The organism is Enterobacter cloacae (assembly GCF_011078175.1).
GTDB classification, from domain to species: Bacteria; Pseudomonadota; Gammaproteobacteria; order Enterobacterales; family Enterobacteriaceae; genus Enterobacter; species Enterobacter cloacae_Q.
Genome location: NZ_JAALCJ010000006.1, coordinates 219,391 through 242,117 on the forward strand (window position 1 = coordinate 219,391; position 22,727 = coordinate 242,117).

Annotated in this window: 26 protein-coding genes and 1 tRNA gene; 12 read left to right on the forward strand and 15 right to left on the reverse strand. The window is 54.3% G+C overall.

Annotation, left to right across the window (positions count from 1 at the left end; translation table 11 throughout):
- The first annotated feature begins 9 nt into the window (after positions 1–9).
- From G6Q29_RS14870 to G6Q29_RS14895, 6 genes are all read left to right on the forward strand, one after another.
- Positions 10–507 (forward strand): ferritin-like domain-containing protein, encoded by a 498-nt coding sequence (locus G6Q29_RS14870; protein WP_003862851.1) that lies wholly within the window; start codon positions 10–12, stop codon positions 505–507.
- A 62-nt stretch (positions 508–569) separates the two neighbouring features.
- Complete coding sequence (locus G6Q29_RS14875; RefSeq protein WP_038416640.1) at positions 570–1,076, forward strand: ferritin-like domain-containing protein; 507 nt, start codon at positions 570–572, stop codon at positions 1,074–1,076.
- A gap of 17 nt (positions 1,077–1,093) precedes the next feature.
- Complete coding sequence (locus G6Q29_RS14880) at positions 1,094–1,966, forward strand: manganese catalase family protein (protein ID WP_165466229.1); 873 nt, start codon at positions 1,094–1,096, stop codon at positions 1,964–1,966.
- A gap of 70 nt (positions 1,967–2,036) precedes the next feature.
- Complete coding sequence (locus G6Q29_RS14885) at positions 2,037–3,440, forward strand: cytochrome ubiquinol oxidase subunit I (RefSeq protein WP_017382872.1); 1,404 nt, start codon at positions 2,037–2,039, stop codon at positions 3,438–3,440.
- On the forward strand, positions 3,440–4,450 hold the full coding sequence (cydB, locus tag G6Q29_RS14890) for a cytochrome d ubiquinol oxidase subunit II (RefSeq protein ID WP_165466230.1): 1,011 nt from the start codon (positions 3,440–3,442) through the stop codon (positions 4,448–4,450). The genes G6Q29_RS14885 and cydB overlap by 1 nt, the downstream gene beginning before the upstream one ends.
- Before the next feature lie 8 nt (positions 4,451–4,458).
- Positions 4,459–6,084 (forward strand): alpha-amylase family protein, encoded by a 1,626-nt coding sequence (locus G6Q29_RS14895; protein WP_165466231.1) that lies wholly within the window; start codon positions 4,459–4,461, stop codon positions 6,082–6,084.
- Here G6Q29_RS14895 and G6Q29_RS14900 read toward each other — a convergent pair whose 3' ends face one another.
- From G6Q29_RS14900 to G6Q29_RS14915, 4 genes are read right to left on the reverse strand one after another with little or no spacing between them, the layout of a single operon-like run.
- Positions 6,085–7,071 (reverse strand): SDR family oxidoreductase, encoded by a 987-nt coding sequence (locus G6Q29_RS14900; protein WP_165466232.1) that lies wholly within the window; start codon positions 7,069–7,071, stop codon positions 6,085–6,087.
- Between the two features lie 16 nt (positions 7,072–7,087).
- Positions 7,088–7,606, reverse strand: coding sequence for a 2-oxo-tetronate isomerase (locus tag G6Q29_RS14905; protein ID WP_165466233.1), 519 nt, complete (start codon positions 7,604–7,606; stop codon positions 7,088–7,090).
- 12 nt (positions 7,607–7,618) lie between these two features.
- Complete coding sequence (locus tag G6Q29_RS14910; RefSeq protein ID WP_165466234.1) at positions 7,619–8,065, reverse strand: DUF421 domain-containing protein; 447 nt, start codon at positions 8,063–8,065, stop codon at positions 7,619–7,621.
- A 9-nt stretch (positions 8,066–8,074) separates the two neighbouring features.
- On the reverse strand, positions 8,075–8,578 hold the full coding sequence (locus G6Q29_RS14915; protein WP_165466235.1) for a hypothetical protein: 504 nt from the start codon (positions 8,576–8,578) through the stop codon (positions 8,075–8,077).
- 139 nt (positions 8,579–8,717) lie between these two features.
- Here G6Q29_RS14915 and G6Q29_RS14920 point away from each other — a divergent pair, with 139 nt between their 5' ends.
- Both G6Q29_RS14920 and G6Q29_RS14925 read left to right on the forward strand, forming a co-directional pair.
- Complete coding sequence (locus G6Q29_RS14920; RefSeq protein WP_165466236.1) at positions 8,718–9,107, forward strand: YdeI family stress tolerance OB fold protein; 390 nt, start codon at positions 8,718–8,720, stop codon at positions 9,105–9,107.
- A gap of 61 nt (positions 9,108–9,168) precedes the next feature.
- On the forward strand, positions 9,169–10,053 hold the full coding sequence (locus G6Q29_RS14925) for an SDR family oxidoreductase (protein WP_165466237.1): 885 nt from the start codon (positions 9,169–9,171) through the stop codon (positions 10,051–10,053).
- Positions 10,054–10,212: 159 nt separating this feature from the next.
- On the opposite strand, the gene G6Q29_RS21745 is transcribed toward G6Q29_RS14925, so the two are convergent.
- Complete coding sequence (locus G6Q29_RS21745) at positions 10,213–10,365, reverse strand: hypothetical protein (RefSeq protein ID WP_242637221.1); 153 nt, start codon at positions 10,363–10,365, stop codon at positions 10,213–10,215.
- Positions 10,366–10,848: 483 nt separating this feature from the next.
- On the opposite strand from G6Q29_RS21745, the gene G6Q29_RS14935 reads away from it, so the two are divergent.
- Complete coding sequence (locus G6Q29_RS14935) at positions 10,849–11,493, forward strand: LysE family translocator (protein WP_165466238.1); 645 nt, start codon at positions 10,849–10,851, stop codon at positions 11,491–11,493.
- Between the two features lie 22 nt (positions 11,494–11,515).
- Here G6Q29_RS14935 and G6Q29_RS14940 read toward each other — a convergent pair whose 3' ends face one another.
- From G6Q29_RS14940 to actS, 3 genes are all read right to left on the reverse strand, one after another.
- Positions 11,516–11,872 carry a putative T6SS immunity periplasmic lipoprotein gene (locus tag G6Q29_RS14940; protein ID WP_165466239.1) on the reverse strand — a complete coding sequence of 119 codons (357 nt, stop codon included), beginning with the start codon at positions 11,870–11,872 and terminating at the stop codon, positions 11,516–11,518.
- Positions 11,873–12,324: 452 nt separating this feature from the next.
- A tRNA-Gly gene (locus tag G6Q29_RS14945) sits at positions 12,325–12,398 on the reverse strand.
- Between the two features lie 80 nt (positions 12,399–12,478).
- Positions 12,479–13,219 (reverse strand): amidase activator ActS, encoded by a 741-nt coding sequence (actS, locus tag G6Q29_RS14950; protein ID WP_165466240.1) that lies wholly within the window; start codon positions 13,217–13,219, stop codon positions 12,479–12,481.
- Positions 13,220–13,382: 163 nt separating this feature from the next.
- Between actS and idi the strand changes: the two genes are divergently transcribed.
- On the forward strand, positions 13,383–13,925 hold the full coding sequence (gene idi, locus G6Q29_RS14955) for an isopentenyl-diphosphate Delta-isomerase (protein ID WP_165466241.1): 543 nt from the start codon (positions 13,383–13,385) through the stop codon (positions 13,923–13,925).
- A 48-nt stretch (positions 13,926–13,973) separates the two neighbouring features.
- Here the strand turns inward: idi and lysS are convergent, their stop codons facing one another.
- The 5 genes from lysS to xerD all read right to left on the reverse strand — a co-directional run bounded on the left by lysS (position 13,974) and on the right by xerD (position 20,067).
- Complete coding sequence (lysS, locus tag G6Q29_RS14960) at positions 13,974–15,491, reverse strand: lysine--tRNA ligase (protein WP_165466242.1); 1,518 nt, start codon at positions 15,489–15,491, stop codon at positions 13,974–13,976.
- Positions 15,492–15,500: 9 nt separating this feature from the next.
- Positions 15,501–16,599 (reverse strand): peptide chain release factor 2 gene (gene prfB, locus G6Q29_RS14965; RefSeq protein ID WP_096147815.1). Its coding sequence is split into 2 segments (ribosomal slippage): positions 15,501–16,523 and positions 16,525–16,599, totalling 1,098 coding nucleotides; the frame shifts between segments, so codons are not numbered across the junction.
- A 90-nt stretch (positions 16,600–16,689) separates the two neighbouring features.
- Positions 16,690–18,423: a single-stranded-DNA-specific exonuclease RecJ gene (gene recJ / locus G6Q29_RS14970; protein WP_165466243.1), complete on the reverse strand. Its 1,734-nt coding sequence runs from the start codon at positions 18,421–18,423 to the stop codon at positions 16,690–16,692.
- A gap of 5 nt (positions 18,424–18,428) precedes the next feature.
- On the reverse strand, positions 18,429–19,142 hold the full coding sequence (dsbC, locus tag G6Q29_RS14975) for a bifunctional protein-disulfide isomerase/oxidoreductase DsbC (protein WP_165466244.1): 714 nt from the start codon (positions 19,140–19,142) through the stop codon (positions 18,429–18,431).
- A 28-nt stretch (positions 19,143–19,170) separates the two neighbouring features.
- A complete protein-coding gene (gene xerD / locus G6Q29_RS14980) occupies positions 19,171–20,067 on the reverse strand; it encodes a site-specific tyrosine recombinase XerD (RefSeq protein WP_003863442.1) in 897 nt (298 codons plus the stop codon).
- Between the two features lie 101 nt (positions 20,068–20,168).
- Between xerD and fldB the strand changes: the two genes are divergently transcribed.
- Positions 20,169–20,690, forward strand: a complete 522-nt coding sequence (gene fldB, locus G6Q29_RS14985; protein ID WP_165466245.1) for a flavodoxin FldB — start codon at positions 20,169–20,171, stop codon at positions 20,688–20,690.
- A gap of 1 nt (position 20,691) precedes the next feature.
- Here fldB and G6Q29_RS14990 read toward each other — a convergent pair whose 3' ends face one another.
- Both G6Q29_RS14990 and sdhE read right to left on the reverse strand, forming a co-directional pair.
- Positions 20,692–21,102 (reverse strand): protein YgfX, encoded by a 411-nt coding sequence (locus G6Q29_RS14990; protein WP_165466246.1) that lies wholly within the window; start codon positions 21,100–21,102, stop codon positions 20,692–20,694.
- On the reverse strand, positions 21,083–21,349 hold the full coding sequence (sdhE, locus tag G6Q29_RS14995; RefSeq protein ID WP_003863437.1) for an FAD assembly factor SdhE: 267 nt from the start codon (positions 21,347–21,349) through the stop codon (positions 21,083–21,085). The genes G6Q29_RS14990 and sdhE overlap by 20 nt, the downstream gene beginning before the upstream one ends.
- Positions 21,350–21,642: 293 nt before the next feature.
- On the opposite strand from sdhE, the gene ygfZ reads away from it, so the two are divergent.
- Positions 21,643–22,623 (forward strand): tRNA-modifying protein YgfZ, encoded by a 981-nt coding sequence (gene ygfZ / locus G6Q29_RS15000; protein WP_165466247.1) that lies wholly within the window; start codon positions 21,643–21,645, stop codon positions 22,621–22,623.
- Positions 22,624–22,727: the final 104 nt, after the last annotated feature.

Genomic DNA, 22,727 nt, shown 5'->3' on the forward strand with positions numbered 1-22,727 from the left:
AGCGAAAATATGAATATGAAAACTGTCGAAGATGTATTTATTCACCTGTTATCCGACACCTACAGCGCTGAGAAGCAGCTCACCCGCGCGCTAAGCAAATTAGCTCGCGCCGCATCCAGCGAGAAGCTGAGTGCCGCGTTCACGGCCCACCTCGAAGAGACGCAGGGACAGATTGAACGTATCGATCAGATTATTGAGCAGGAATCCGGCCTCAAACTGAAGCGTATGAAATGCGTTGCGATGGAAGGCTTAATTGAAGAAGCTAACGAAGTTATTGAGAGCACTGAGAAAAACGAAGTGCGTGACGCTGCATTAATTGCGGCAGCTCAAAAAGTCGAACACTACGAAATTGCCAGTTACGGCACTCTGGCCACCCTGGCTGAACAATTAGGCTATAAAAAAGCCGTTAAACTTCTTGCCGAAACGCTGGAAGAAGAAAAAGAAACCGATCTCAAATTAACCGATCTGGCTGTCGGTAATATTAATCAAAAAGCCCAGAAAGGATAAATAATAATTTGATGAGCATCAGCACCAAAAATTAACCAGAAAATAAATCACAGGAGTTAATTATGAATCATGTAGAACACTACCATGATTGGCTACGCGATGCCCATGCGATGGAAAAGCAAGCCGAATCCATGCTGGAATCAATGGCCAGCCGCATTGATAACTACCCCGACTTACGTGCACGAATTGAACAACACGTTAATGAAACTAAACACCAAATAACCGTGCTGGAAGAAATTCTCGACCGCAATGATATTTCCCGTTCGGTCATAAAAGATTCCATGAGCAAAATGGCGGCGCTCGGCCAGTCCATTGGCGGCATGTTCCCTTCCGATGAAATTGTTAAAGGCTCCATCAGCGGCTACGTTTTCGAGCAGTTTGAAATTGCCTGCTACACCTCTCTGCTGGCTGCGGCCAAACAAGCGGGCGATACCGCCTCCATTCCTGCCATTGAGTCCATTCTGGAAGAAGAGCGCCAGATGGCTGACTGGCTGATTCAACATATTCCGCAGACGACGGAACAGTTCCTGCTGCGCTCCGACGCGGACGGCGTTGAAGCGAAAAAATAACGAAAGAGGGAGACTGTATGTTTCGACACGTAAAACAGCTGCAATATACGGTACGCGTAGCCGAACCGAATCCGGGCCTGGCCAATCTTCTGCTTGAGCAGTTTGGCGGGCCACAGGGCGAACTTGCCGCGGCATGTCGTTACTTTACGCAAGGACTGAGCGACGACGATCCCGGTCGTAAAGATATGCTGATGGATATCGCGACCGAGGAGTTAAGTCACCTGGAAATTATCGGTACCCTGGTGGGTATGCTGAATAAGGGTGCGAAAGGTGAACTGGCAGAAGGCGTTGAGAATGAAGCGGAGCTGTACCGGTCCATGACCGAGAATGGCAACGACAGTCATATCACCTCCCTGCTCTACGGCGGCGGTACGCCGTTGACTAACTCCGCAGGCGTACCCTGGACAGCAGCATACGTGGATACCATTGGCGAACCCACCGCGGATCTGCGCTCTAACATAGCGGCCGAGGCGCGCGCCAAAATTATCTACGAACGGCTTATTAACGTAACGGACGATCCGGGTGTTAAAGATGCGCTGGCGTTTTTAATGACGCGTGAGGCAGCGCACCAGCTCTCGTTTGAGAAGGCGCTCCAGTCGATCCGTAACAATTTCCCACCGGGTAAATTGCCGCCAATCGAAGAGTACACCAACAAGTACTACAATATGTCTGAGGGAGGAGAAGTACGCGGTAGCTGGAATAGCGATAAGCATTTCGACTATGTGGAATCCCCTCAGCCAGCGGTCGATGGCGGTGACGGCGGCGCAAGCGTAACGCTCACTACAGAGCAGGAAACGCTGATCAAAGCGATGTGCGCACGCACGAAATCCGATCCCCATGCCGATCCGCTTACCGGTGCCGAGCTGGGCGCAGGTAAGAAAAAACCGTAACCGGCTTTGCCAGGCAGCCTGAGGCTGTCTGGCAATGCCTTGTGCGCTATCAGTTCCAGAGGTACGGAGCATGTTCGAGCTTGATGCGTTTCATCTGGCCAGGATACAGTTCGCCTTTACCGTCTCTTTTCATATTCTCTTCCCGGCGATCACTATCGGGCTTGCGAGCTACCTGGTGGTTCTCGAGGGCATGTGGCTTCGCACAAAAAATGACGTCTGGCGCTCGCTGTACCATTTCTGGCTGAAAATTTTTGCCGTCAACTTTGGTATGGGCGTGGTTTCCGGGCTGGTGATGGCTTACCAGTTTGGGACTAACTGGAGCGGTTTTTCCCAGTTTGCAGGCAGCATCACTGGCCCTCTGCTCACCTATGAAGTTTTAACCGCCTTCTTCCTTGAAGCCGGTTTCTTAGGCGTGATGTTGTTCGGCTGGAACAAGGTCGGCCCCGGGCTGCACTTCTTTGCCACCTGCATGGTGGCGCTGGGCACGCTGATGTCCACCTTCTGGATCCTCGCCTCCAACAGCTGGATGCACACCCCGCAGGGCTTTAGTATTCAGAACGGCCAGGTCATTCCCGAAGACTGGCTTGCCATCATCTTTAACCCCTCTTTCCCTTACCGCCTGATCCATATGTCCATCGCCGCCTTCCTGTGCAGCGCCTTATTTGTGGGCGCGTCCGGGGCATGGCATCTGCTGCGTGGTAACGATACGCCCGCTATTCGCACCATGTTTTCCATGGCCATGTGGATGGCGCTGCTGGTCGCGCCCATTCAGGCCGTCGTCGGGGATATGCACGGTCTGAATACGCTTGAGCACCAGCCAGCCAAAATCGCCGCGATTGAAGGCCACTGGGAAAACCCGCCCGGCGAGGCTACACCGCTGCTGCTGTTTGGCGTACCGGATATGGAAGAGGAGCGCACCAAATACGGACTTGAAATTCCCGCGCTCGGCAGCCTGATCCTGACGCATAGCCTGGATAAACAGGTTCCGGCGCTGAAAGATTTCCCGAAAGAAGATCGGCCCAACTCGCTCATCGTCTTCTGGTCCTTCCGCATAATGGTCGGCATGGGGCTGCTGATGATTACGCTTGGCGTACTGAGCGTCTGGCTGCGCTATCGCCGCCGACTCTATCACTCGCGGCCATTCCACTGGTTTGCGCTCTGCATGGGACCAGCCGGACTGCTCGCGCTGCTCGCCGGGTGGGTTACCACCGAAGTGGGCCGCCAGCCGTGGGTCGTTTACGGCTATCTGCGCACGATAGATGCAGTGTCTCTGCACAGCACGTTGCAGATGAGCATCAGCCTGCTGGCCTTTATCGTGGTCTACTGTTCGGTCTTTGGCGTGGGTTATGTGTATCTCGCCCGGTTGATTAAGAAAGGGCCGCAGCCTGTCGGCACGCTAACGTCTAATACATCGGGCACCCCTGCCCGTCCGCTGTCCGCCGCCGAGTCCGTTCCGGAAGAGGAGAAGATCTGATGGGCGTCGATATCCCGGTCATCTGGTTTGCCATTATTGTCTTCGCCACGCTGATGTACATCATCATGGACGGTTTTGATCTCGGTATCGGCATGCTGTTCAGCTTTGTGGGGGATGCCAAAGAGCGCGACGTGATGGTGAACAGCGTCGCCCCGGTCTGGGACGGAAATGAAACCTGGCTGGTGCTCGGTGGTGCAGGCTTGTTCGGCGCGTTCCCGCTGGCCTATGCGGTAATTATCGATGCCCTGACCATCCCGCTGACGGCCATGCTGATCGGGCTTATTTTCCGCGGCGTGGCGTTTGAGTTTCGCTTCAAGGCAACCCCTTCACACCGCAAATTCTGGGACTACGCCTTTGCTGGCGGCTCGCTGCTCGCAACCTTCAGCCAGGGGATCGTGGTCGGCGCGATGATTAACGGCTTTGACGTGGAAGAGCGTCGCTTTGTGGGCTCTTCGCTGGACTGGCTCACCCCGTTTAACCTGTTCTGCGGGCTGGGCTTAATTGTCGCCTATACCCTGCTGGCCACTACCTGGCTGATCATGAAAAGCGAAGGCGCGCTGCAACAACGGATGCGTGAGCTGACTCGCCACGTGCTGCTGGCACTCATCGCCGTCATTGCGGTGGTGAGTATATGGACCCCACTCGGCTGGAAGTTTGTCGCCGAGCGCTGGTTTACTCTGCCTAACTTCTTCTGGTTTTTGCCGGTTCCGGTTCTGGTCGCGGTTTTCAGCCTGTGGATCTGGCGGCTGACGCGTAATCCCGACAGCCATGCCCGTCCGTTCCTGTTGACGCTGGGCCTGATCTTCCTCGGCTTTAGCGGGCTGGGCATCAGCCTGTGGCCACACATAATTCCGCCACGCATCACCCTATGGGAAGCCGCCGCGCCGCCTGCCAGCCAGCTGTTTATGCTGATCGGCACGCTGTTAATCATCCCGGTGATTCTGGTTTACACCGCCTGGAGCTACTACGTCTTCCGGGGCAAAGTGTCTGATACCGAAGGTTATCATTAAGGATTGCTATGGCAGGCTGGCATACACGCGCCATTATTTACCAGATTGATACCGCCCTGTTTTACGATCTTAACGGCGATGGCTGTGGCGACATCGCCGGAATCACCGCGAAGCTTCGCTATATCCGCCGGATGGGCGCGACGGTTATCTGGATCACCCCGTTTTACCTCACACCTTTTCTCGATGAAGGCTATGACGTGAGCGACCATTTGCAGGTCGATCCCCGCTTCGGCAAGCTCAACGATATCATCGCCTTTATTGAACAGGCGCGGGAGCTGGGGATGCAGGTCATTATTGAGCTACTGATCCAGCATACCTCGGATGCGCATCCCTGGTTTCAACAGGCCCGCCGCAACCCGCAATCACCCTACCGGGACTATTACCTGTGGTCCGACACGGACGATGACGATACGCCGCCGATGTTCCCCGGCGTGGAGAAGAGCATCTGGACATGGGACGACGAGGCGGGGCAATACTATCGGCATATGTTTTATCACCACGAGCCGGATCTCAATCTCGCCTCCCCTGCGGTGCTGAAGGAGGTTGAGAACATCATCATTTTCTGGCTAAAGCTCGGGGTGTCGGGCTTTCGCCTGGATGCGGCATCGCATCTGACAAAACAGGCCGGGCGTGGAGATGAAAAACGCGGGCTGTGGATCCTGGAGCATCTGCGCCGTCTTATCGGGCAGCGTAATCCGGACGCGATCCTGCTCGGCGAAGTCGACGTGGAGGTCGAGGCCTACAAAAATTATTTTGGTCAGAATGACCGGCTCAACCTGGTGCTGAATTTCTGGCTCAATAAGTACTTTTACGTCAGCCTGGCAGAGAAGAGCGCAAGGCCGCTGCGCAACGCGGTGAAGAAGATGATTGTGCCGCCGGACTCCTGCTGTTTCGCCAACTGGCTGCGCAATCATGATGAGCTGGATCTGGAAGGGATAGGAAAAAAAGCGAAGCAAACCGTGATTGATGCCTTTGCCCCTGACGAAGAGATGAGTGTGTATCAGCGAGGGATCCGCCGCCGACTGGCGCCGATGCTTAATGGCGATCGAAAGCGGCTGGCCTTTTGCCATGCAGTCTTGTTTTCGCTGCCGGGCGTACCGGTCATGCGCTACGGGGATGAGATTGGCATGGGGGATGATTTGGAACTGGAGGAGCGTTACGCCGTACGCACCCCGATGCAGTGGGCCGGATCGCAAGGAGGCGGTTTCTCAGATGCCGACCCGGAAACTTTTGTCGCCCCGATGATTGACCGCGGCCCCTACCGCTATCAAAAAATCAACGTGGCGGATTCGCTGCTGCACCGCAACTCACTCCTGCACTGCATTATCGATATCGCCAATACGCGCTCGGAGTTCCCTGAGATCGGCGTCGCGCCGTTTCGTCTTATTAATATCGACAGCGATGCGGTACTGGGGATCTATTACGAAACCGACACGCGCAGCATTCTGACCTTTGTTAACTTCAGCGATAAGCCCGTTAATTTTACCGCCAGAGGGATCCGGCATGCGACCTGGACCGCCTGCCTGGCGGACAAACGCTACGACGACGCGCTGGTGTGCGGCAAAACCGTCGCGCTTAACCTCAGCGGCTATGGCTACCGCTGGTTCTGGACCGATCGTACCGCACTGCGCTGATTATCGTTTCCGCGAGAGCAGCAGACGGGCCACGATCGCGCCCGTGACGGCAAGGGAGCCGAGCAGCACTTTTCCCGGCATGCCGGAGGTGACGCTGGTAGCGCGCTCTTTTGCTTCGTCGGTGAAGTGCCCGTGGATTTTATGCAGGTCGTTAACCGGCCGATCAAGATAGTCCTGACGGTCATCCGCATTTAACGTATCGGTCATCTGCCCTTCCCAGGCCTTTTTAACCATCAACCGATCCAGAAAGCCGGGGAAAAGGAACTGCCCGACAATCGACTGGACGGTGCTGCTGCCCACCCACAGTTCCCGCACCGGTTTCTGCGCCACCTTAAAAATGGCGCTGGCGGCCACTTCCGGCTGAAAGACAGGGGGAATCGGGCGCATCGCCCAGGCAAATTTATTCCTCGCCCACTCGAACTGCGGCGTGTTGAGACCCGGCATCTGTACCATTGCGATCTGCACCCGGCTGTTTTCGTGCATCAGCTCGGTGCGCACGGCATCGGTAAATCCGCGGATCGCGGCTTTCGCCCCGCAGTAGGCTGACTGCAAGGGAATGGAGCGATAGGCCAGCGCGGAACCAACCTGAATAATCGTTCCGCGATCGCGTGGGGTCATTAACTCCAGCGCGGCGCGGGTGCCGTTAACATAGCCAAGATAGGTCACCTCGGTGACACGGCGAAACTCCTCAGGGGACATGGTGCGAAACGGCGCCAGCATCCCGCCCATGGCATTATTCACCCACACATCGATGGCCCCAAGCCGGTATTCAATCTCGTTAGCAGCATCGGTCACCGCCATGCTGTCCGCCACGTCGGCCTGAACGGCACAGGCGTTGATCCCGAAACGGCGTAACTCCTCTTCTGTGGAGCGCAGGCTCTGCTCATCGCGGGCAATGATGCCCACATTGTAGCCCGCTTTGGCAAAATGCAGCGCCGTGGCTTTCCCCACGCCCGCCGTACCGCCGGTAATAACGATGACTGCCATAGCTTTTCCCCTTGTTTCAGACGTTATCCCGGCCGGAGAGTATTTCGATCAGTTCAGACAGCGAATAACGCACCGCTTTATCCACCACATCCTGACATTCACCGGAAAACAGCACGGTGCGGGTTTCCGTCTTTCCGCGAATATCCCAGCCGAAGCAGACCGTACCGGCTGCCGTGCCATCGTCGCCGCCTTCCGGCCCGGCATAGCCGCTGATGGCAACACCGATATCCGCCTCCGCGATGTCGCGAATTTTAGCGGCCATCTCGGTCACCGTTTGTTCACTGACGGCGGTGAAGCGCTCTATGGTTTCGTGCCGCACGCCGAGGATCCTCTCCTTCGCCGCATCGCTGAACACCACCATGCCAACGTCATAAAACTCCGCCGTGTTCTCTTCGGCACAAAGCGCAACCGCGAGATTGCCGCCGGTACAGGACTCTGCGGTGGTTAACCGCAAACCTCTGTCCGTAAGCTGAGTGGCGAGCTTTTTCGTCAGTTCGCTGATGGTGGTGTTGCTGTCATGAATAAGATTGCTCATAACGTGCCCCCCTTAATTTTCGTCAGGAATAATAGAAATATGACCATTACGCTCAAGAATAGCGTATTTAATCTCCTTCAATTCTGTAATACCGTGATTCTGGCGGGCTGATACCAATATATCATCACAGGATACATCGACTTTTTTTAGCTTATCATCAAGGGGAACACCGTTCTCCACTAATATCACCGGCGTGCCATCAAGAATATTCTCGACGGTAGAAAAATATTTTTTCAGCAGACCAAAAATTATATCCACCACCACCAGCGTTGTTATTGTAATCATCGCACCGGTGACGGAAAAATCTTCGCCAAGCAGCGCCTGCTGTGTCGCCTCACTGATAATTAAGAGCAAAATAAGGTCAAAGCTGGTCATTTGCAGCAGGGCGCGCCGCCCGGCGACTTTAAACACGATGACCAGGAACAGGTAAATTGCCAGGGCACGAAACACCATGTCCATATTTGACTCCTAAGGGTAAATAAACTGCCAGAAACGGATATCTGGCGCGTTGTTTACGCGGATGCTGTTTGTCCACTTCCCTGCTTTTGACGGCGTAATGAATAACAAAACGGTAAATTTATCGGTACGTTTTAAACGATCGTAGACGAGAAAGAGGGTATTCCCCCGGCTGTACATGCTGTCAGGCTGTGGCCAGACGCTGCCTGGCTCATACGCATCGCGGGTTTCGCTGTTAAAACTGAGAATATATTTACCCTCAGACGTCACCGGAAACGTCAGCGCCATCCGCGATTCAGTCTGGCGGCGCCCGAACCGCTCATAGTTCACTGTCAGAGAGTTTGCTGAGTTTGGTTTTTCCGCGTCACTCACCACGCCGCTGGAAAACAGTCCGGCAGTCGCCGCCACGATAATAGCTAACAGCACAATAAAACCCACCTGGCGAAATGCGTACTCAAACGTCAGTAAACGATGACTCTCTTTAATCCCAGGCACTTTTTCATTTTTTGGTTGCATGGCCTTCGTCACCGTTTCGCTTAATTGTCGAAATTTATGATTTTTCAGCGCAAATGCTTTTAAGACTTATCACATTTGCCACATAAAGGAATAGCAACAATACTTAATAAGTCAAGACATCCAAAATGAAGGATATCAGATGAAATTATCAGTGATTTCAGCCTTGTTAATATTAATTATCCCTTCCGCATGGGCAGATAATAACGGCGGGTTACAAAAGGGTGACGCGCCGCCACCGCCGCATGCGCTGGAGAGCGGTTATCGTGGTACCGATGATGCGCGCATTATGACCATTACTCAGGCGAAAGAGATGCATGATGGCGCCTCTATTTCACTGCGCGGCAATCTTATTGATGGCAATGGCGATAAATACGTATTCCAGGATAAAACCGGGAAAATCGACGTTATTATCCCGAAAGCCGTATTTGATGACAGAACCGTGGAACCTGACAACATGATCAGTATTAGCGGCTCGCTTGATAAAAAATCATCCCCACCCGTAGTGCGGGTCAGCCACTTGCAAAAATAATTCAGCGAAGCGTTAACGCTGTACCTATCCATCAAATCTCACCCCTAACAAGGAGTTAGCTATGAGTGATAATGAACAACGTACGAACGCTTATCCAACGCCCCCTTTTCCGGAGCAGCCTCAGACGCCACCGGGCCTGGCCTCTGAGATGGAACCCGTACCCGACCACGGCGAGAAGAGCTACAAAGGGCATGGTCGTCTTGCCGGTAAGAAGGCGCTAATTACCGGAGGCGATTCCGGCATCGGACGCGCGGTAGCCATTGCCTATGCCCGCGAAGGGGCAGATGTCGCGATTAACTATTTGCCGGAAGAGGAAGACGATGCAGCGGAAGTGATCGCCCTGATTAAAGCGGAAGGACGGAATGCCGTCGCGCTTCCGGGCGATGTGCGGGACGAAACGTTTTGTCAGAACCTGGTAGAGCAGGCCGTCGGGAAACTGGGCGGGCTGGATATCCTGGTGAATAACGCAGGCCGCCAGCAGTACCGTGAGTCGCTGGAAGAACTGACCACCGAAGATTTTGACGCGACCTTTAAAACTAACGTTTATGCGCCATTCTGGATCACAAAAGCGGCGTTGCGCCACATGAAAGCCCCCGCTTCCATCATTAACACCTCATCGGTACAGGCTGTTAAACCGAGCGCCGTACTGCTTGACTATGCGCAGACCAAAGCCTGTCTTGCGGTATTTACCAAAGCGCTGGCGAAACAGCTGGGGCCGAAAGGGATACGCGTGAATGCGGTGGCGCCTGGACCATACTGGACCGTGCTTCAGCCCAGCGGTGGTCAGCCACAGGAAAAAGTAAAACATTTTGGCGAAAGTACCCCTCTGGGACGTCCGGGACAGCCCGTAGAGATCGCACCGCTGTATGTCACCCTGGCCTCGGATGAATGTTCATACACCTCCGGGCAGGTATGGTGTTCAGACGGCGGCGACGGCGTCATCTAACGAGAAGGCTGCGAAAGCAGCCTTTTTTACGTTTAAGGGATAATGACAGTAAATCAGAAACAGCACGATATTTTCCATAGGCACATATACCCGCCCGCTTGATTCTCCAGTTTCATCATTTGGTCGATAATATAGCGCCAGATATCACGCAGGCTTTTCTTAATAGCTGAGCCCTGCGGTGACGGAACTCATGTCGCTGCTCTCACCGAGCTCGTTAGCATTGCCCACGTTGCTTGCCCACTGATTCCCCAGGCGACCCGCCCAGTTTTTATTGAAGGCGTATCCAGTACCCAGGGCAGCAAGCGGGCGCAAAGGAGGAGTCGTGTTTACACGGGGTTCCGGGAAATAAAAATGTGCCGACGGATATAACAGGAGAAAATGTAGGAGTAAAAAAGAGGGTTTAATTTTAAGTTATGGGCGGTTCAGCCCCTCTTACAATCTTTCACTTCAGCAACGATGACAACGCTACTCCTCACAGGGATCCCCCTTATCCTCTCGCATGGATTCAATAAACTCCCGTTGCTCCTGTGTGAGTTCAAGCTCATCAAGCAAGCGATCCAGCTTTTCTTCAGGTGATTCCTTTTGCTTCTTTCTCTTCCCGGTAGCCATACTCACCCTTGAATTATTAGGATTAATCTCAGGGTATCCAGGGTACAGGAAATGTGCAACTTAGCGTGTTACGCCATGGGTGATTCGTTGTTTTGCAGAAGAATGCTAAAGGCATGGAAAATCACTTTATACGCATAAAAATTCAGTGCTAGCATGGTGGTTCTTAATTTTTTTCCGGAGATCGCTATGCTGGACATAACTCATTTTGGGCTTTTTGCCCTGTCTGTATTTCTCCTTTCCGTTACACCTGGGCCTGATATAGCCAACGTGGTAGGTCAAAGCGTAGTTAATGGAAGACGAGCGGGAATTATCTCTGCCGCTGGGGTTGCGTTAGGTAGTTGCACACATGCAATTGCAAGCGCTGTAGGATTAACCGCGTTGATAACAGCGTCGCCAATGATGTTCACCATCATTAAGTACCTCGGTGCGGCTTATCTGCTGTATCTCGGTAGTAAGATGATTTGGGAAACGCTGATAACGCAAACCACGAATCACAGCGAAGCTGAAGGCGTTAAGGCAAAAACGACGCTGACGAGTCTAATGACTAAAGGTTTCATAACTACCTTAACCAACCCGAAGGTACTGTTGTTCTTCATCTCCTTTTTCCCTCAATTCGTTGCGCCTGGAAGTGAGCACCAGACAGCATCTTTTCTGTTCCTGGGAATGACCTACGCATTGATCGCTTTTATGACTGATGTAACGTTCGCCATACTTGCGGGTAGTGCCGCTGGAACCGTTTCGCAAAACAGAAGGTTGCAGAAAATACTGAACAGAATTGTTGGTGTAACATTCATTGGATTAGGGCTCAGACTGGCGTTTACACGCCGTTAAGAAAAAGGGGGCGTTCTGCCCCTTATTCCTGGGGATATAAAAAATCAGCAGTGACTAAATGCGATTCTGATTTACCAGGCTGGACGTCATACGTGAAGTTATACCGCTCTCCCGGGGTAAACTTAAATCCGAACACAGGAAGACACTCACCCTTTGGTACATAAACAGGCTTGTCATCAAAAATCTTGTGAAGAGAGTCGCTACTATCGCTGTTGATTTGAATAGCAGTGATCCGTTCCTGCGGCTCCAGTGGTGACACCACACAAACTTGATTATCTTTGATAAATACCGTTGTAGATTCACGATCTACCATTCGATCACCAGGCCCAGGGCATCCCGTCAAGAGGAATACAACACTCAGCAGCTTAATGTTTTTCATGTTTAACGCCCCTTTCCTGTTACGATTTTCAGGTAAAGCGAAGGGACATCCTGTAACAAATCCCCCCCTGGATTGTCAGACGGATCACACCTTATCCAGGTACTCGTGTACCGTAAGGAGCGAGTGTGAAGCGCTGGCAGAGCCTGCATGTCGTGTGCAGGTACGTGTTACCACTCGTCACCTGTTTACGCAGCCACAAGGCCGCACATCCAACTTAAAATGCATATGATCAGTCTGTCGATGACATAACGATGCCTGGGCAGGCTTTTACTTCACGTTTTGCTATTGCGGTGTGAGGATGCAACTGTCGCCATCATATCTCACCATGTAACTTAGCGTGACAGTTACCAAGGGCGGATCACGATGGTAGAACCCATAGGCGACTAAAATAGGTAACTATTTAAGTTGCTGATAGAGAAGGCTTTCAAGGCTTCTCCACAAGGGGAGAGATCTGGAGCGGGCGAAGGGAATCGAACCCTCGTATAGAGCTTGGGAAGCTCTCGTTCTACCATTGAACTACGCCCGCTTTGAGGTGCGTAAGGCATTATAGACCTTACGCCTCTTCATACAAGCCTTTCCCCCACTAAGTGGCGATTAAATAATCACTTAGCACTTTGGCTTACTACCCTGCGCCGGAAGATAGCGCTGCGGATCGATGGCCGTGGCCTTATAGCGGATCTGGAAGTGCAGCTTCACCGTATCCGTCCCGGTACTGCCCATGGTCGCAATCTTCTGCCCCGCCTTCACGTTCTGGCCGTTATTGACCAGCATCGTGTCGTTATGCGCATACGCCGTAATGTAATCCTCACCATGCTTAATCATGATCAGGTTACCGTACCCACGAAGCTGATTACCGACATAGACCACCTTCCCGGCCCCTGATGCGTAAACCGGTGTGCCGCGTGCGGCAGCGATATCAATACCTTTATTGCCGCCTTCCGAGAGCGAGTACGGCGCAACCACTTTTCCGCTTGCAGGCCAGATCCAGCATCGCTGACCGACCGGCGGCCAGGATGATTTAGGCACCTGGTAGGATGGCGTGACTTTGGCCGTTTTACGCGTAGAGGACTTTTTCCCTGAGGAGGAACCGCTGTTAACCTTGAGCTTCTGCCCTATCTCAATAGTATACGGTGGAGAGATATTATTCAGGCGCGCCAGCTCCTTTACGCTGGTTCCCGTGACGCGGGATATGCGGTAGAGCGTATCCCCGCGCTTAACGGTATAGACTGCACCAGAATAACTGCCCATATCCGAAGATTTACTCCCCGAGCATCCCACTATAAGTAGCGTCAGCGTCAGGCAGAAAACGGCAATGATTGGGTTTCTCGTCGGGCTTCCTGCAAACAAAACAGCTCCTCGGTCAGCGTGAATGGCGCATTATGATAGCAGCCCAAACTGATGCGGGTCATGCCCTTTTCCGCTCTGGGGGTCAAACCGTACGGATAAGAATGCAGTATAATAATTCTGCTGATGGTGCTGAACCATTATGCATTTTGGCACTGGAGCATCAATGAGTACTCAAGAACACGTTATTTTGGTAAATGACCAGGGAAAGGTGATTGGCACTCAGGAGAAGTATGCCGCGCACACGTCACATACCCCGCTACACCTGGCCTTCTCTTCATGGCTGTTTAACGCTCACGGAGAATGTCTAATTACCCGGCGCGCCTTAAGTAAAAAAGCCTGGCCCGGCGTATGGACCAACTCCGTTTGTGGACATCCACAGGCCGACGAAGCGACAGAGCAGGCGATTATCCGCCGCTGCCGCTTTGAAGTTGGCGCTGAAATCACGGACATCACCCCCATTGCCCCGGCGTTCCGCTACCGTGAAGCAGACCCGTCAGGGATCGTTGAAAACGAAATCTGCCCGGTCTATGCCGCTCGCGTAACGAATATCCTCACAATCAATAGCGAAGAAGTGATGGAGTATCAGTGGGTGGAGCTGGACGCGCTATTCCGCGCGCTGGACGCCACGCCATGGGCTTTCAGTCCGTGGATGGTGCAGGAAGCGAACACCGCGCGCGAGAAACTCAGCGCCTTCGCAGCGCAATAAAAAAGCCCCGGCGATAAACGCACGGGGCTTTTTTTACGTCTTAACGGCTTATTTCACCGGACGCATCGCCGGGAACAGGATCACGTCGCGGATGGTATGGCTGTTGGTGAACAGCATCACCATACGGTCGATACCAATACCCAGGCCCGCCGTCGGCGGCAGACCGTGTTCCAGTGCGGTCACGTAGTCTTCGTCGAAGAACATCGCTTCGTCGTCGCCTGCCGCTTTCGCGTTAACCTGATCCTGGAAGCGCTGCGCCTGATCTTCTGCATCGTTCAGCTCGCTAAAGCCATTACCAATTTCGCGACCACCGATGAAGAATTCGAAGCGGTCAGTGATTTCCGGGTTCTGGTCATTACGACGGGCCAGCGGAGACACTTCCGCCGGGTATTCGGTGATAAAGGTCGGCTGAATCAGATGCGCTTCGGCCACTTCTTCGAAGATCTCGGTCACGATACGGCCCAGACCCCAGCTCTTCTCAACTTTAATACCGATGCTTTCCGCGATCGCTTTCGCAGAGTCGAAGCTGTCCAGATCCGCCATGTTGGTTTCCGGACGGTATTTCTTGATCGCTTCACGCATGGTCAGTTTTTCGAACGGCTTGCCGAAGTCGAACACTTCTTCACCGTAAGGGACCTGGGTGGTGCCCAGAATGTCCTGCGCCAGGGTACGGAACAGGGATTCGGTCAGCTCGATCAGATCTTTGTAATCTGCATACGCCATATAGAGTTCCATCATGGTGAACTCTGGGTTATGACGTACGGAGATACCTTCGTTACGGAAGTTACGGTTGATCTCAAACACGCGGTCAAAACCACCGACTACCAGACGCTTCAGGTACAGTTCCGGCGCGATACGCAGGTACATGTCCAGGTCCAGGGCGTTGTGATGGGTGATGAACGGACGGGCAGAGGCACCGCCTGGGATCACCTGCATCATCGGGGTTTCCACTTCCATAAAGTCGCGATTAACCATGAACTGGCGAATACCGGCCATGATCTGGGAGCGAATTTTGAAGGTCTTACGGGATTCATCGTTAGAGATGAGATCCAGATAGCGCTGACGATAACGCGCTTCCTGATCCTGCAAACCGTGGAACTTGTCCGGCAGCGGGCGCAGGGCTTTGGTCAGCAGACGCAGCTCGGTGCAATGGATAGACAGTTCACCGGTTTTGGTTTTGAACAACTTACCTTTTGCGCCCAGGATATCGCCCAGGTCCCACTTCTTGAACTGCTCGTTGTAGATGCCTTCCGGCAGGTCGTCACGAGAGACGTACAGCTGAATGCGGCCGCCAACGTCCTGTAAGGTCACGAAGGACGCTTTACCCATGATACGACGGGTCATCATGCGACCCGCCACGGACACTTCAACGTTCAGCGCTTCCAGCTCTTCGTTCTCTTTACCGTCGAAGTCTGCGTGCAGTTGGTCTGAGGTGTGGTCACGACGAAAATCGTTCGGGAACGGCACGCCCTGCTCACGCAGCGCTGCCAGCTTCTCGCGGCGGGTTTTCAATTCGTTGTTAAGATCGACGACCGCGTCAGCGCCCTGTGCTTGTTGTTCAGACATGTTGGTTCCTCATAACCCTGCTTTCAAACTTGCTTCGATAAATTGGTCCAGGCTGCCGTCCAGCACCGCCTGCGTGTTGCGGGTTTCAACCCCGGTACGCAGGTCTTTGATGCGGGAGTCATCAAGGACGTAAGAACGGATCTGGCTGCCCCAGCCGATGTCGGATTTGTTGTCTTCCATCGCCTGCTTCTCAGCATTTTTCTTCTGCATCTCCAGCTCATAAAGCTTCGCTTTCATCTGCTTCATGGCCTGGTCTTTGTTCTTATGCTGGGAACGGTCGTTCTGGCACTGGGTTACCAGCCCGGTCGGAATGTGGGTAATACGCACCGCCGATTCCGTACGGTTAACGTGCTGACCACCCGCACCGGAGGCGCGATAAACGTCGATACGCAGGTCCGCCGGGTTGATGTCGATATCGATATCTTCATCCACTTCCGGGTAGACAAATGCGGAGCTAAAGGAGGTGTGACGACGACCGCCGGAGTCAAACGGGCTCTTACGCACCAGGCGGTGAACGCCGGTTTCAGTACGCAGCCAGCCGTAGGCGTAATCGCCAATAATCTTGATGGTGACGGATTTGATGCCCGCCACTTCACCTTCGGATTCTTCGATAATCTCGGTTTTGAAACCGCGCGCTTCCGCCCAGCGCAGGTACATGCGCATCAGCATGCTGGCCCAGTCCTGCGCTTCGGTACCGCCAGAACCTGCCTGAATATCGAGATAGCAGTCAGCGCTATCGTATTCGCCGGAGAACATGCGACGGAATTCCAGCTGCGCCAGCTTCTCTTCCAGCACGTCGAGTTCTGCCACGGCTTCGTTAAAGGTCTCTTCGTCGTCGGCTTCGACGGCCAGCTCCAGTAGCCCGGAAACATCTTCCAGACCCTGCGCCATTTGATCCAGCGTATCTACGATGGCTTCGAGGGAGGAACGCTCTTTACCCAGCGCCTGAGCGCGTTCAGGTTCGTTCCAGACGTCCGGCTGTTCCAGCTCGGCGTTTACTTCTTCGAGACGCTCTTTCTTGGCATCGTAGTCAAAGATACCCCCTAAGAACGTCAGAGCGCTCCGTGAGGTCCTGAATGCGGTTTTTTACCGGATTAATTTCAAACATGGCCTGTTTTCTTTTATGAGCTTGTCAAAATGCGGTGATAAGAGCGGGATTGTACCGAATCCACGCCCTTTTTTATAGAGATTACTGACGCTAAATTGGCCAGATATTGTCGATGATGATCTGAAGGGAGCTGTTACCGCGAAACTCGTTAATATCCAGCTTATAGGCCAGTTCAACCTCGCGCACGCCGTTGTCCGGCCAGATGGAGGTATCAACGTTAAAGGCGATGCCGTCTAGCAGCGGCCCGCCGCCGACCGGTTCCACCATCACTTTGAGATGGCGCTCGCCCACGATGCGCTGTTGCAACAAACGAAAACGTCCGTCAAAAAGCGGCTCCGGGAACATCTGCCCCCACGGGCCCGCATCGCGCAGCATCTGCGCCACCTCCATGGTCATTTCAGCCGGGGAAAGTTCGCCATCTGAAACCACTTCTCCCTGCAACAGAGAAGGATCGATCCACTTAGTGACCAGTTCGCCAAACAGACGCTGAAACACATCAAACTTCGCCTCTTCCAGCGACAAGCCCGCCGCCATCGCGTGGCCGCCGAACTTGATCATCAGGTTCGGATGAAGCGTGTCGAGACGCTCCAGCGCATCGCGCATATGCAGCCCCTGAATCGAACGACCGGAGCCTTTCAGCGTGCCGTCTCCGGCGGGCGCAAAGGCAATTACCGGACGGTGGAAACGCTCTTTGATGCGAGACGCCAGAATACCCACCACGCCCTGGTGCCATTCGGGGTGATACATCGCCAGCCCGCCCGGCAGCGTTTCGCCGCTGCGCTCCAGCTTTTCGCACAGGGTCAGCGCTTCGGCCTGCATGCCCTGCTCAATCTCTTTACGGGTCTGGTTGAGTGCGTCCAACTCACTGGCCAGCACGCGCGCTTCGCCAATGTTGTCGCACAGCAGCAGCGCAACGCCAACCGACATATCGTCCAGCCGCCCCGCCGCATTCAGGCGCGGGCCGAGGGCAAAACCCAGGTCGCTTGCCGCGAGCTTCAGCGGATCGCGGTTGGCAATTTCCAGCAGCGCTTTAATCCCCGGACGGCATTTACCTGCCCGAATGCGGCTTAAGCCCTGCCAGGTGAGAATACGGTTATTGGTATCGAGCGGCACTACGTCCGCCACGGTTCCCAGCGCGACCAGATCGAGATACTCTGCGAGGTTCGGCACGGCAATTCCGCGCGACTCAAACCAGCCCTTATCACGCAGCAACGTGCGTAACGCCAGCATCAGATAAAAGGCCACTCCTACGCCAGCCAGCGATTTCGACGGGAAATCGCAGTCGCGCAGGTTCGGGTTAATGATGGCTTCGGCGGCAGGCAGGGTCTCACCTGGCAGGTGGTGATCGGTGACCAGGACCGGGATCCCCAGCGCATGGGCATGATCGACGCCTGCATGAGAAGAGATCCCGTTATCCACCGTCATGATCATCTGTGCGCCGCGGGCGTGGGCCTGATCGACCACTTCCGGGCTGAGGCCGTAGCCGTCTTCGAACCGGTTCGGCACCAGGTAAGCCACGTTATCACAGCCCAGCGCACGCAGGCTGAGCACGCTCAGCGCGGTACTGGTTGCGCCGTCAGCATCGAAATCGCCCACCACCACAATCCGCGTCCCGTCACGGAACGCGTCGTAAAGCATTTCAGTCGCTTTTTCGATGCCACTCAGCGCTTGCCAGGGCAGCATTCCTTTGACGCTGCGCTCAAGATCGCTTGCCGTACGCACGCCACGGCTGGCATACAGCCGCTTCAACAGTAGCGGAAGCGTGTCTGGTAAATCAGCGGTTTCACCCGCATCGCGGCGGCGCAGTTTTATCGGGGCTTTCACGCGAATTATTTACCACCCATCTGTTTCTGATGCTCGTCGAGGAACGCTTTCATCTCTTTTGGACCCTGATAGCCTGGCACCACATAGCCGTTGCTCAGCACAATGGCTGGCGTACCGCTCACGCCAAACTGTACGCCCAGCGCGTAGTGATTAGCGATGTCAATATCGCAGGACGCAGGCTTCACGCCTTTGCCGTTCATCGCGTCATCAAAGGCCTTATTACGGTCCTTCGCACACCAGATTGCTTTCATATCTTGCTCAGGCTGGCTCTGCACACCGGCGCGAGGGAACGCCAGGTAACGCACGGTAATGCCCAGCGCGTTGTAGTCTTTCATTTCTTCATGCAGCTTGTGGCAATAGCCGCAGGTGATGTCGGTGAAGACGGTAATGACGTGTTTTTCCTGCGCCGCTTTGTAAACAATCATCTCTTTTTCGAGCGCGTTCAGGTTTTTCATCAGCAGCTGGTTAGTAACGTTGATCGGCTGCGTACCGCTCACGTCGTACATGGGCCCCTGAATAATATGCTTGCCGTCTTCGGTCACGTAGAGCACACCGCTGTTGGTTAAGACGGTTTTCATGCCAGCCACCGGTGCTGGCTGGATCTCACTGCTGGCGACACCGAGTTTCGTCAGAGACTGTTTAATGGCGGCGTCGTCCGCATGGGCAAAACCGGAAACCGAAGCTGCCAGCAGGGTGAGCAGCGCTAAAGACTTTTTCATAGTTGATCCTGTAACAATTCGTCGGCACTCACGCGCGAGGGTGGTGCTGTTGGTGTAGCTGCCGCAGGCGCTCCGTCGCGACATGGGTGTAAATCTGCGTCGTTGAAAGATCGCTGTGTCCCAGCAGCATCTGGACCACGCGTAAATCAGCGCCGTGGTTTAACAGATGCGTCGCGAAGGCATGACGCAAAACGTGCGGCGACAGCTTCTCACTGTCAATACCCGCCAGTGTGGCGTAATGTTTAATACGATGCCAGAACGTTTGTCGCGTCATCTGCTGCGCGCGCTGGCTCGGGAACAAGACATCTATGGAGACGCCGTTCAGCAACCACGGACGCCCGTGTTCCAGATACGTCTCCAGCCAGTAGACCGCCTCTTCACCCAGCGGCACCAGCCGTTCTTTGTTCCCTTTACCGATGACGCGCACCACGCCCTGACGCAGGCTGATGTCGCTCATCGTCAGGCCAACCAGCTCGGAAACGCGCAAGCCTGTGGCATACAATAGTTCAAGCATGGCTTTATCGCGTAACTCCAGCGGAAGGTCAACTGCGGGCGACTGTAATAATCTCTCAACTTGTGCTTCGCTGAGATCTTTCGGCAACCGCTGTGGCAGTTTAGGCGATGCCAGCAGTGCGCTGGGGTCATCCGCGCGGATCTTCTCGCGGTACAGATGCTGGAACAGGCGGCGCATGGCGCTCAGCAGACGCGCGGAGCTGGTGGCTTTGTACCCCCCTTCCATCCGCTCAGCCAGTAACCCTTGCAGGTCATCGCTTTGCGCGCTTTCAAGCGTAAGCCCCCGGTGCGCCAGCCACTCTACCAGCAGCGTGAGATCCCGACGATAGGCGCTAAGCGTGTTTTCAGCGAGGTTTTTCTCCAGCCACAGCGCGTCGAGAAACTGTTCGATGAGTGCAAGATCCTTTTCCACATCTGCCCCTTTGGTTCTGCAATCTGGCCATTATGCCTGATTGCCATCGGTTTCTGGTACACTACGCGCAAAGTCATAGCAAGAATTGAGATAGTTACGCGATGAATATTGGTCTGTTCTATGGTTCCAGCACCTGCTATACCGAAATGGCGGCGGAGAAAATTCGCGACATCATTGGTCCGGAACTGGTGACGTTGCATAACCTGAAAGATGACGCGGTAGCGCTGATGGAGCAGTACGACGTGTTGATCCTCGGCATCCCAACCTGGGACTTCGGTGAAATACAGGAAGACTGGGAAGCCATCTGGGATCGGCTCGATTCGGTCAATTTTGACGGCAAAATCATTGCGATGTACGGCATGGGCGATCAGCTGGGCTACGGGGAGTGGTTCCTTGACGCGCTCGGCATGCTGCACGACAAACTGGCGCCAAAGGGTGCGACGTTTATCGGCTACTGGCCAACAGAAGGCTATGAGTTCACCAGCCAAAAACCGATTATCGCCGACGGTCAGCTGTTTGTCGGGCTCGCGCTGGATGAAACCAACCAGTACGATCTCAGCGACGAGCGCCTGCAAGCCTGGTGCGAGCAGATTCTGGGTGAGATGGCCGAGCAGTTCAGCTGATTTACTCCTGCGTCGGCTGTTGCACAATCAACCGGCGCAGATCTCGCCACTCCGCGGGATCCATACTGTCTGCGGCCAGCCACAGGTGCTGGCGTCGGTCATCCTCGAGCTGGCGCAGCCGTAGCATCATCCCGCTGTTAAGCATCCACGGCGTCCCTATCATCTCCCACTCTTTTCCCTGCCAGCGCAGGCGAGAATCCATCAGCAGCTTAATTTCACCCTGACGGGCGTTGATTCGACGCTGGCTGCGCACGCTGTCAAACACTACAAACGACAGCAATAGCAACCACAGGGGGGTATAGCTAAGCGGCCACGGCACCAATAACACCATTGCCGCGACCAGACCGTGGAGTAGTAAGGACATCCACTGTGAGCGCCACGAGACGCGAAGATCAGATTGCCACAGGACCACGTTCCTGATTCCGTGTTTGAATTAATTGCACCATCCGTTGCAACTCGGTGTCGGCGGGCTTGCCGTGATTCATCAGCCAGTTGAATAAATCCGGATCGTCAGACTCTAGCAGACGGACAAACAGGCGCTTATCGTCATCGCTTAAGCTGTCGTACTCGTACTCGAAGAAAGGCATGATGGAGATATCAAGCTCACGCATGCCGCGACGGCACGCCCAGTGAATACGGGCCTTGTTGTTAATATCCATGTTCTGTTTCCTGCTTTACGTTTGGCACAATCGGCATCCCGTTCGGTATTCATTATTGCTCTCGGGGACACCTGCTAGTGTAACGTGTTTTTGACCGTTTCTTTACTGGAATATTGCGAACCTCGAGCAAGCTTCAAGAATAATCCTTATAAAGACAGCGGATTACACTATTTTGCGTAGCGCTACGCATAACCGCGTAATGGCACGAATGGCCTGCTGAAAGCGCTTGCATTGAATACAGTCTCTTTTACCATTAGGTATTATCAAAGCGTTAAGCAATTCAGGACATCACTATGGCATTTACACCATTTTCTCCTCGCCAGCCCGCCGCCTCTGCGCGTCTGCCGCTGACGCTGATTACTCTTGATGACTGGGCACTGGCCACACTGACCGGTGCAGACAGTGAAAAATATCTGCAAGGCCAGGTCACGGCGGACGTGGCGCAGTTGACCGAGCACCAGCATCTGCTGGCCGCGCATTGCGATCCAAAAGGCAAAATGTGGAGCAACCTGCGTCTGTTCCGCCGTCAGGACGGATTCGCCTTTATTGAGCGCCGCAGCCTGCGTGACGCCCAGCTTAAAGAGCTGAAAAAATACGCGGTCTTTTCTAAAGTCACCATCGCCCCGGACGATGAACACGTTCTGCTGGGAGTCGCGGGTTTCCAGGCGCGTGCAGCGTTGAAAAACCTGTTTGCCGAGCTACCGGATGCTGAAAAACAGCTGGTCAGCGAGGGAGCGACCTCCATTCTGTGGTTCGAACACCCTGCGGAGCGCTTCCTTCTGGTAACCGACGAAGCAACGGCGGAACGCGTCACCGACGCCCTGCGCGGTGAAGCACAGCTCAATAACAGCCAGCAGTGGCTGGCGCTGAACATCGAGGCGGGCCTGCCGGTCATTGACGCGGCAAACAGCGCGCAGTTTATCCCGCAGGCGACAAACATCCAGGCGCTGGGTGGTATCAGCTTTAAGAAGGGCTGCTACACCGGTCAGGAAATGGTGGCGCGTGCGAAATTCCGCGGCGCGAACAAACGCGCCCTGTGGACGCTGGCAGGTCACGCCAGCCACGTGCCGGAAGCGGGTGAAGATCTTGAAATGAAAATGGGCGAAAACTGGCGCCGTACCGGCACCGTGTTAGCCGCCGTCCAGCTCGATGATGGACGCCTGCTGGTGCAGGTTGTCATGAATAATGATATGGAGCCCGACAGCGTGTTCCGCGTGAGGGATGATGCAAACACGCTCAGCATTGAGCCGCTGCCGTATTCACTGGAAGAGTAATGCTGTATCGCCCGGTGGCCCTGCGCTTACCGGGCATACGGTTTTAATATTCTCCCTCTCCCTGTGGGAAAGGGTCGGGGGCAGCAGTCCGCACCTTACAAAAA